This window comes from bacterium, assembly GCA_016873475.1.
GTDB lineage: Bacteria > Krumholzibacteriota > Krumholzibacteriia > JACNKJ01 > JACNKJ01 > VGXI01.
Genome location: VGXI01000299.1, coordinates 1 through 3,098 on the forward strand (window position 1 = coordinate 1; position 3,098 = coordinate 3,098).

At 68.4% G+C, this 3,098-nt stretch carries 3 protein-coding genes; 1 reads left to right on the plus strand and 2 read right to left on the minus strand.

Annotation, left to right across the window (positions count from 1 at the left end; translation table 11 throughout):
* On the minus strand, nt 1-835 hold an 835-nt coding region (locus FJ251_14970; GenBank protein ID MBM4119004.1), incomplete at its 3' end, for a prepilin peptidase.
* Nucleotides 836-912: 77 nt separating this feature from the next.
* Here FJ251_14970 and FJ251_14975 point away from each other — a divergent pair.
* Nucleotides 913-1,605, plus strand: a complete 693-nt coding sequence (locus tag FJ251_14975; protein MBM4119005.1) for a hypothetical protein — start codon at nt 913-915, stop codon at nt 1,603-1,605.
* A 120-nt stretch (nt 1,606-1,725) separates the two neighbouring features.
* On the opposite strand, the gene FJ251_14980 is transcribed toward FJ251_14975, so the two are convergent.
* On the minus strand, nt 1,726-3,098 hold a 1,373-nt coding region (locus FJ251_14980), incomplete at its 5' end, for a T9SS type A sorting domain-containing protein (GenBank protein ID MBM4119006.1).

Sequence of the window (3,098 nt, forward strand, 5' to 3'; positions counted from 1 at the left end):
GGGGGTAGGCCTGGATCAGCGGTGGCCCCCAGAAGACAGCCACCAATCCCCCGAGCGCGAGGAAGGGCCCGAAGGGCACGGCGAGCCGGCCGATGCTCTCGCCCTTGCGCGCACGCGCGATCATCACCAGGCCGATCACCGAGCCGGCGAGCACGCCGACCAGAAAGGCGAGCACGGCGCCGCCCGGCCCGACGTGAGCGCCGATCATGGCGAGCAGGACGAAGTCGCCGCCCCCCATGCCGGCCTGGCCGCGCACGCGCTTGTAGGTGAGGCTGAGCAGCAGGGGCAGCAAGTAGCCGAGCCCGGCGCCGATCAAGGCCCGCGGCCAGTGCGGGCCGACGCCGAAGGCGGCGAAAGCGAGGCCGCTCGCGACGCCCGCAAGCGTGAAGCGGTGAGGCAGCTCCATCGTGTCGAGGTCGATGAAGCTGAGCACGGTGACGAGGGCGATGAAGAGGGCGTCGCGCGCGAAGAGCGCGCTCGGGCCGTCGCGCCAGGCGGCGAAGAGCAGCAACCCGGTCACCAGCAGCTCGAGCAGCAGGTAGCGGAAGGCCACCGGCGCGCGGCAGTAGCGGCAACGGCCGCCATAGGCCAGCCAGCCGAGGATGGGCAGCAGCTCGGGCAGGCCCAGAGCGTGCCCGCAGGCCGGGCAGCGGCTCCGGCCGGCCACCCAGCCCTGCTTGCGCGGAATGCGGTGGATGAGCACGGAGAAGAAGCTGGCGAGGAAGGGCGAGATCACGCCGACGAGAACGAGGAAGAGCGTGCGGTCCATGGCGGCACAGTAGGGGCTGGCGCCCGGAGCGGCAAGCGAGAGTTGCCACGTGGCAAGCCCGCGCATGCGCGGCAAACCGATGCTATGCTTCTCCTCGTAGTCGCGCGTGGAAAGGCTCCCCCGGGAGCCGGAAGGGAGGAGGGATGAGTCGGCTGCTTGCAGCGCTATGGCTCGGCGCCTGGGCGACGGCGCTGGTCGCAGGCACGGGGGCTGCCGGCGTGATGACCAGGGCAGGCGTGAAGCCCGCTCCACCTCCGGACAACGCTCCGCCGGTGGCCCCAGCGCTCCCCCATGAAGTCGCCTTCAACACCGGCGGCGCGATGTTCACGCCGCCCGCCTACGGCGGGACGGCCTCGGGTTGGGGCTACTACATCCTGCACGAGTATTGCTTCCCGTATGGCATGCTGGTCGGTCGGTTCGGCTTCCCCACCAATGAGTACTCCGGCGATCCGATTGCCATGCCCGTGGAGTGGGTCATTGACTGCGAGGTGGGGGACATCTACGCGATCGTCAACCCCTACATTCATGACTGGACCTGGCGGGGGACCTTCTACCCGGCAGGGGATCCGGACACTTCGCCGCCGGACACCTACACGGTCGTCAACGTCTCTGGCCTCTGCATCTTCGTCCAGGCGGGTGAGACGATGGTCTGGGGCTACGAGAATGCAGGGCTTTGCGGGACGATCGTCTACAATGGCGTTGAGACCATCTGTTGGTACGTGAGCTACTGGGACAGCGATGCACCCTACGGCTACACCTCGCTGATGCAATTCGAGGCCTGGGACTGCACCCCTACGGCGGAACGCTCCCTGAGCGCCATCAAGAGCCTCTACTAGCGTTCTCCGCAAGCACCAACACGAAGGGGGGAGCCACCGGCTCCCCCCTTCTTCATGCTAGCGAGCTCGTTTCCGGGTCGCGCGCGTTGTTTCGCGCGCGAGAGGAAGCGAGCGAGCGCTCTATTTGAGCAGGACCATGCGCTTGGCGACCGTCTGCTCCGCCGTCTCGAGACGGTAGAAGTAGACGCCGCTGGAGACGCGCTGGCCCTGGCTGTCCGTGCCGTCCCAGACGATGCTCTGCGGACCGGCCGCCAGGTTCCCCTCTGCCAGGCTCTTCACCAGGCGACCCTGGGCGTCGAAGATGCGCAGGCTCGCCGGGCCGGGCTGGCTCAGGCTGAAGCGGATCTCCGTCTTCGGGTTGAAGGGGTTGGGGTTGTTCTGATCCAGACGCGTGACGAAGTGCGCGCTGACGCCCTCGTCCACGCCCGAGAGATCGAAACTGCCCATGAGCAGGAAATCGTCCACGAGGGCCTCGACCAGCGAGCCGGGAGACACGTCCGAGGCGATGAAACGCAGCTGAACGACGCCCGGGGTCGGGTAGTAGGTGTCGAGGTCGAAGACGACGTTCGTCCAGGCGTTGCTGCTGGCCGTCGTGTACTCGACGTTGGTCCAGGTGGCGCCGTCGTCGTTCGTGAGCTGCACGGTCCAGTAGTCCGTGCCCGGGTTGTTGCCCAGGTTGTTCGTGTACCAGCGCCAGTAGCTGATCGACACGTCGGAGGCGCCCGCGAGGTCGAAGCGCGGCGAGTAGAGCACGGTCTGGCCGCCGTCGACGTCGCTGGAGCCCGGCGGGCTGCTACCGGCCGCGGCGCCGGTCACCCAGCACAGCGTGCCGGTCGGCGTGTGGTCGTCGCCGGGCTGGACGGGCTGTCCGCCAGAGCTGGTGGTCGGCTGCGGATCGGCGCGCTCCCAATTGCCCGTCGAGGCGGTCTCCTCCGCGGCGCTGCCGATGTGCCAGGCGGTCTGCGTCTCCATCTCGTCGACGAACTGGTCGTCGACCTGGAAGTAGTGCAGGGCCGCCGGCGCCGAGGCCGGGCTGCTGCCCGAAGCCCCCAGCGTGTTGCTGGCCGTGATGTAGTACTCGACCACGCTGCCCCAGCTCTGGGCCGGGATCGTGCCCGCGTACTCGTCGGGATTGCCGGTGCCGCTCATCGCCACGTTGCTGAAGCCGCCGCCGTTCACGCGATAGTGCAGCTGCACGCTGCCCGGCACGATGGCGCCGCCGCCCAGGGAGACGGCCTGGCCGATCACCGGGTAGCCGATGCTCTGGTTGCCCGAATAGGGCCGCGACGTGTGGTAGACGAAGACGCCGACCAGCACCTCGGGGCAGTCGAAGCCGTGGTTCGTGGCCGCTTCGCAGAACTGCGCGTGGTGCGGCGTGCCGTCGTCCATGTTGTCGTTGTCGTCGTCGGCGAAGAAGGTGGCGAAGACCTGGTCCGGCTGGGTGTTCGGGTGCAGCAGCACGCGCCCGAAGTGCCAGCGCTCGGCGCTCTTTT